This window comes from Caulobacter sp. P1_B12_2, from assembly GCF_056406675.1.
Window position 1 is genome coordinate 1 of the sequence record NZ_JBFTZS010000283.1, and the last position, 6,255, is coordinate 6,255.

Genomic DNA, 6,255 nt, shown 5'->3' on the forward strand with positions numbered 1-6,255 from the left:
CCTACCGGCTGGAGCAGTCGATTTGGTTGTCCGCCCGCGTCGACCAACGGCGCGGGCGTTTGCCCTGAACGGTAGCCAGCTACCGAAGCCCTCAATCGACATGCACGCGACCGATTATGACGCATGGCAACCGGAGAATGCCGGTGGATGAGATTTCTCACGGTGGCGGGATTGGAAGCCCAGCGATGCGAGCTCGAGCCAATTAAGCAGCAAGACGAAAAATGTTCTGTATCGAACGATACATCTTGTATCGCTCGATACAATCCGCCATAATGACTCGTCGATGGAGCGCTGAGGGGCTTCAGCGAAGGGGCACGTTTTTTGGCGCCCTCAATATCTGGAGAAGCAAGTATGGCTGCGAAGCCTCCTAAAGAAGTTACCATCACAGTTAATCAAGACGATCACGTCGTGGCAAAGGAAAAGATCTCCTACGACGAAGTCGTTGCACTTTACCTTAAGGATGGCGGCGAAACCGCTCCCGAGTACCTCGTGAAATATTCGCGCGGAGCGTCGGGTAATGTCAGCGGAACCCTGTCGCCCGGTGGCGAAGTAATGGTCAAGGAAGGGATGCGCTTTCGTGTTAGTGGAACTGGCGAGTCATAATCCGTTCGTCGCGGATCTGGAGGCCGACGGCTATAGCCTTGACTTTCTTGGTGGGCATTTCGTGGTTTACGGCCTTCCGTACCTCAATGCTGAGGGGGCGCTTGCCTATGGAGACTGGGTAAGCCCGGTCGATCTCAACGGCTACGTCCTCGACCCGCCGGGCGATCACCAGGCTTGGTTTCGTGGAAGTCGCCCGCACAACCAATTGGGCCGCCCGGTCGGCCTTGGAGGCGGTAGCGAGACAAAGACGGTCGAGGAGAATTTCGTCACCACTGAGCGGTTCTCGTTCAAGCTGCGCGAGAATGGTGAACTGCGCCCCTACCGCAGCTTTGAAGAAAAGGTGCGCACTTACATCGACGCGATTACGGGGCCAGCCATGGCCGCGCACCCTGACGCGACACCCCTCAAGGCCATTGCGGCTGGGGCTGCGGCTCAGGGCACTCCGCTGAAGTTTCCGGATACGCTCTCAGCTCGCTACAACATGAATGACGCCTCCATGCTTCTCAGGGGCAAGCGGGTAGCGATTATCGGTTTAGGAGGGACCGGGTCGTATATTCTCGACTTCCTTGCGCGGACCCACCTCGCGGAAATAGCGCTGTTCGACGACGACAAAATTCACGTCCACACGATCTTTCGGATCCCAGGCTTTATTCCAAATGCGATCGGAGCAACCAAGGTTGAGGCGCTCGCCGCGCACTACAGTCAGTGGCACGGCTCGATCACGGCCTTCGCCGAGCGGATCACCGAAGCGAACATCAGCCAACTCGGCAAGTTCGAGTTTGTTTTTRTCTCGGTCGATAGCGGTCCGGCCCGGATCTTGATCACCGATTGGCTGAGCTCGAATGGCGTACCGTTCATAGATTGCGGGATGGGCCTGACTCGGGTTGCTGGAGGCCTCAACGGTGTTGTTCGGATCACCGGTGTTGATCGCGCCGCATTTGATCAGACAGCGCGAACCGTCCATCTGCCAGGAGGCGACGCCGCGGCCGATGAATATCGTCGGCAAGCACAGATCGCGGAACTCAATGCGCTTAACGCGACCCTTGCGGTTATTCGCTTCAAACAGCACTTCGGGCTCTATGACCGCGAGGACAATGCAGCATCCTACATCTTTGAGACGACATCGTTCGAACTTGAAAGATTGGCGGCACGCACGTGAGATTCCGTTATCTGGCGGTTGATCGCATCCCTTCGCCTATGGAACCTGGCGTGGTGTACCACTCCGCCGACTTCGAGCTCGCGGGCTTGCTTTGCGCGTGTGGCTGCGGACGCCGCGTCACGTTGTTAGTTCCCGATGGCCATCGTGTTTTCGAAGAAGGTGGCAACGCAACGATTGTCCCCTCAGTCGGCATACTCGACGGTTGTCATTCGCATTTTATTGTGACGGCTGGCGAAGTTGACTGGCTGCCTCCGTTCACGGCGAGACAAGCACAACACGTGATACAGACACAAATCGCTCGCCACGCAGCGCGCGACACGAGACCAACCTGGGCGGCGCGCGTGCTGTCTTGGCTGTTGGGTCTTTGGAAGACGCTCTTCTGAAGCTAGCTTTCCAACTAGCACACTAGCTCGCAAGGCCCGCGCGGATGAAGACCCGCGCGGGCAACCTGCGCGTCGCAATCCGTGGCGGATCGCGACCATCCGACCGCCGCCGCTTCCATCATTCGACACACTCGCGCCAGCATTTCGGAACCCGCCCGACCTTGAAGATTTTTTCATTAGGCTCTGGTAGCTTTTTCTGCAGAGTGGTTTCATAGAAGCCGCCACGAATTCGCAGCGAGGAGAGAATCCATCATGACTTACGACCCTCCGATCGATGATCTCGATTGAATATGCTTCATCGCTGAGAAGCCAAAAGGCCCGGGTTCCCCCGGGCCTTTTGCTTTTTGAACCTATTGCGCGTTGGAGCCTTTGAAGCTGTCACGCGTCGGAGGTCGCACCTCCGCACCTCGCGTGAAGACGTCATTCATCTCATCGAGATCCTCAGCCATCCCCTTTGCATCAACACTCAAGTATCGCCAGGCACTAAAAACCGGCGACGTCACGCGTGATGCCGAGCGCTGCGCCTCTCGCAGATCATCGATCGCCTCGCGACGTCGTTCGAGCACATAATTGCAAAGAGAGAAGCACTGCAATCCGTTGACGTCGCTGTTATCGCCAGTGCGCGATCGGATCGCCAAGACCTGGGCAAACAGATCGGCCGGCGGCACTCCCGCCAGAGCCCACTCGCAGACTCCATAATTGAACAAGTCGGCCATGCTATTTCGCGCAGACAGAGCCTGGCGCTCCGAAGCAATTTCGTCCCTAGCCATTTCGAATTGGCCATCGGCGATAAGCGCAAGAGCTAGGACGGTCGAACCCTCCAGCCTAGTACCAGAAAGGTGCACCGAGCGGCGCGCCAACGCGACCATCTCGGGTGCCACTTCGCGATCGACCAACAGGTCCTGAATGATTCGACCGCGTCCATGGGCCGCCATCTTTGGGTTTGTTGCAGCCTTCAGGAGGATGTTGCGTGCGCGATCTGGAGCAAGTCGCCGCAACAATCCACTCGCCGGTACAACCTCCAGCGTACTCGGACTCTCAGAAAGAAGAAGCCGTTCGAGGTCCATGACCGCGCCCCCGACGTCGTCGAGCGACGCTCGCGCCCTTGCACGACGCAACAGCGGCAGCGAAACGTCATCCCCCGACACAGCGATAATTACGTCGAGAGCTGTGCGCTCGTCCTCCGGACGCGTCATCGTCGCCGCAAGCAAGGCAAGGTGCCAGTTCACATCAAGGTCTTGCGGGAACCGCGCCGCGATCGCCGCTGCGTCACCGCGGATTTGATCAACCGTAGCCTCATCGGGACCTCGGTCGCTCCCCGTCAGCACGACCTGATAGTCCTCGCGCATACGCGCAAGCGCTATAATTGCGCCGTCACGATCCTCAAGATTGTGACCAATGATCGCGTCGTGAAGCATCCGATACTCGCCCGAAAGCCGGGCAGTTGGATTGCTCTCAACGTAGACCGGCTGCGAAAGCAGCTCCAAGGCGCCGTTGTGAAAAATCGCCGACGCATCACGCTTATAGCCCAGCGCAACGCGAGCTTTTTCGAGCGTGTCCCTAAGACTCCGCTCTTGGTCCCCGCCATCAGGCAAGTTCGAAGGACAGAAGTGGAGACGAACGCGCTTACGTCGAACTGGCGCACTCTCTGCACGAATGGAGTCGAGAATCGGCCTCAGCCCTTCGATGTTCTGCGCATTAGGCATGTACTGAACAACGACGGCGTCGGGTAGCTGGCGGGTACAGATGCCACCAATATCGGTGTGGCCTGTGCGACTGTCGATTAAGACATAGTCGAAACCCTGACCGTCATATTGGGCCCACTGTTGCCGCAGATCCTCGAAGAGCAAAAACCCTTCGTGATCGCGGTAGAGTTCTTGCCAATTAATTGCACTGTAATTTATCGCATAACCGGGATGCTTATGCCGACCTGCAGGCATCAACCAGATCGGATTTTTTTCAGTTTTACATTCAATGATATATTCAATCACGTCAGGCGCAGCAGCATCATCAAGGTAAGTCTGAACGAACTCTACCAACCCTGGATGATCGCCCGCACAACGGAATGGGCCGTAGCTTGATAGACCTGGTGCCTCAAGGTCGAAATCCACCACGAGCACCCGCTTACCCATGTCGGCCAGCAAATGGGCGATATTGACCAGCGCCATCGTGCGCCCAACGCCGCCTTTGTAGGAGTAGAAAGTTACGACATACATCAGGCGGCCATGTTTCTAATCAGCTCAAAACCTCGAACTTACGTCAGTGCGGAACTGATATCTCGACACCTCGGCGGCGACTTCGAGGTCATTCGCTAGGTCGCGGACAAGCTTGTCATAGACTGCCGACTGCAACTGCTGACCGGTCTCCCAGCGCGCCAGAGTCACACGCCCAACCCCGAGCCGGCGTGCGAATCCATCCTGGGTTAGCTTCGCCCTCATGCGGATCTCAACGATCTCGCGCGGCGTCAATCGACCGAGATGACGACAGATCGCTTCTCGCTCCGCGGCCTCGGCACCCTCGGCCGAATATTGCTCCCCGCACGCGTCACAAACCCACATCGGAATATCCGCGTGCAACATGACGCCTGCACCTCGTTCGCCGTACTCAAACTCAATGCGCTCGGTCACCAAACGGGCATGATCTTGACCGCAAGCCTCGCACACCCGGCCCACGGCGATGCTCATTCCGTTGCCACTCATCTTTGCCTGCTCTTTTCGTCGCTAATGTGAAAACTGCGTCCTGCTACTAGGTTCCCGAGGAACATCAGCTTGATATAGATCCTTTGGCCGCCAACGCCTTCACCGAACAAGACGTAACCCTTCTTCCCGGCCGGTTGGTCGAGAGTCATCTCTTCAACCTCGACGCCTTGAGTGAGAAGCGCGCAAATTAGCGCCCACGCACTGGCGGTGTCGTAGTAGTCATCGGAACCTGGAATGCGTACCGTCGAAGGCTCCCACCGGTGGGGGCGCGAAATTGTCCTGGTGCGCGCAGACCCGCAACGCAGCCGGAGTTGGCGACACGATTCCGGATTGGCAAGCCATGGCTTGTCCTCGAGTGGGGGCTCATCGCTCATACTAACACTTGTATCGAACGACACAACACCCCGCAACACCCGACACCCGCCACCCACGTCGCAGCGACGATCCCTGTCGGACCGATAACTCCTGTGCGCATTCCAGAACGGCCATCCGAACCATCGGCCGGACCTTCTCAGATTGGAGGAGAGTCAGTTCCGTTGGTCCGCGCGCCCACCTAGACTGCCTCCCACGTGCGCCCCTTCCCAACGTCAGCGAAAAGTCAGGTTCGGGCTCGCCCCGGCGGCGTTACGGGCCCCGCCCGATAGCAGACCTTCCCAACGTCAGCGATGAGTCAGGTGCGGTCATAGCGAGCAACTCGACCATTATTGCCAAAATTGAGCCGTCCTGGGCTCGACACAGTCAAGGCTTCCTGTCCGACGACATCCAAAAGGAGAGAGGAAGGGATGAGTGGAGCGCAATTGCGCACCGAAAGGGTTCCACTCATGAAAATTACCTCCTTCTGGTCTCCGCCGTCCAGCGACTGGCGTCTGCCCGCTGAACTCGTTGAACTGATCTATGCTGAGATCTTCCAGCCCATCACCGCAGAACACCGCGGGAAGTTCTTCCACAACATCCTGCAGCGAAGAATCCAAGCCCTGGGAACCTCGCTCTCTTACGAAGCGCGCATCGAGGTCCCGACGCCCTATCTGGATCAAAATCGGTCCGGGCGGGTCGACGTTGTCTGGAACGCGCCACCGGGCGGGCGTTCGATCGCGTTCGAGATCGACAGCTGGTGGCGAAAGAAGTCTCTCAAGAAGCTGATCCACATGTCGGCGACCCACCAGCCGGTTTCGATCTACTACGGCAAAGCCATGGTTCCGACGCCGGCGCCGGACTCGGAATTGCGCAAAATCCATGTCGTGAGGGCCGATCCCAATCGTATCGGCGAATTCGCCAAGACTGGTCGCTGTTGAGCGCTCGCATGGCGATGCGGAGAATATGCCGATTATTCTCCGCACAATTTGCGGAGAATAGCCTCGTGTCCGCGATCTCGGTGGCGGCGCGGGCTACAGCCCGCGAGGGCGTGTAATTC

Annotated in this window: 6 protein-coding genes; 4 read left to right on the forward strand and 2 right to left on the reverse strand. The window is 58.0% G+C overall.

Features of this window, described 5'->3' with window-relative positions:
• Positions 1-351: 351 nt before the first annotated feature.
• The 3 genes from AC1DZ6_RS16780 to AC1DZ6_RS16790 are packed head-to-tail and all read left to right on the forward strand — an operon-like array spanning position 352 to position 2,145.
• Positions 352-603 carry a multiubiquitin domain-containing protein gene (locus AC1DZ6_RS16780; protein WP_477098283.1) on the forward strand — a complete coding sequence of 84 codons (252 nt, stop codon included), beginning with the start codon at positions 352-354 and terminating at the stop codon, positions 601-603.
• A complete protein-coding gene (locus tag AC1DZ6_RS16785; RefSeq protein ID WP_477098284.1) occupies positions 578-1,762 on the forward strand; it encodes a ThiF family adenylyltransferase in 1,185 nt (394 codons plus the stop codon). Before AC1DZ6_RS16780 ends, AC1DZ6_RS16785 begins: the two co-directional genes overlap by 26 nt.
• Positions 1,759-2,145: a ubiquitination-like system serine protease family protein gene (locus AC1DZ6_RS16790; protein ID WP_477098285.1), complete on the forward strand. Its 387-nt coding sequence runs from the start codon at positions 1,759-1,761 to the stop codon at positions 2,143-2,145. The genes AC1DZ6_RS16785 and AC1DZ6_RS16790 overlap by 4 nt, the downstream gene beginning before the upstream one ends.
• 350 nt (positions 2,146-2,495) lie before the next feature.
• Here AC1DZ6_RS16790 and AC1DZ6_RS16795 read toward each other — a convergent pair whose 3' ends face one another.
• Together AC1DZ6_RS16795 and AC1DZ6_RS16800 are read right to left on the reverse strand one after the other, a co-directional pair.
• Positions 2,496-4,361 carry a ParA family protein gene (locus tag AC1DZ6_RS16795; RefSeq protein ID WP_477098286.1) on the reverse strand — a complete coding sequence of 622 codons (1,866 nt, stop codon included), beginning with the start codon at positions 4,359-4,361 and terminating at the stop codon, positions 2,496-2,498.
• Between the two features lie 24 nt (positions 4,362-4,385).
• Positions 4,386-4,829, reverse strand: coding sequence for a type II TA system antitoxin MqsA family protein (locus AC1DZ6_RS16800; protein ID WP_477098287.1), 444 nt, complete (start codon positions 4,827-4,829; stop codon positions 4,386-4,388).
• An 836-nt stretch (positions 4,830-5,665) separates the two neighbouring features.
• Between AC1DZ6_RS16800 and AC1DZ6_RS16805 the strand changes: the two genes are divergently transcribed.
• Positions 5,666-6,136, forward strand: a complete 471-nt coding sequence (locus AC1DZ6_RS16805; RefSeq protein ID WP_477098288.1) for a hypothetical protein — start codon at positions 5,666-5,668, stop codon at positions 6,134-6,136.
• The last annotated feature ends 119 nt before the right edge of the window (positions 6,137-6,255 follow it).

What these genes read in the sequence shown, in the direction of transcription:
- AC1DZ6_RS16780 (WP_477098283.1), top strand. Translation starts at nt 352, where the DNA reads ATGGCTGCGAAGCCTCCTAAAGAAGTTACCATCACAGTTAATCAAGAC.
- AC1DZ6_RS16795 (WP_477098286.1), bottom strand. Translation starts at nt 4,361, where the DNA reads ATGTATGTCGTAACTTTCTACTCCTACAAAGGCGGCGTTGGGCGCACG.
- AC1DZ6_RS16800 (WP_477098287.1), bottom strand. Translation starts at nt 4,829, where the DNA reads ATGAGCATCGCCGTGGGCCGGGTGTGCGAGGCTTGCGGTCAAGATCAT.
- AC1DZ6_RS16805 (WP_477098288.1), top strand. Translation starts at nt 5,666, where the DNA reads ATGAAAATTACCTCCTTCTGGTCTCCGCCGTCCAGCGACTGGCGTCTG.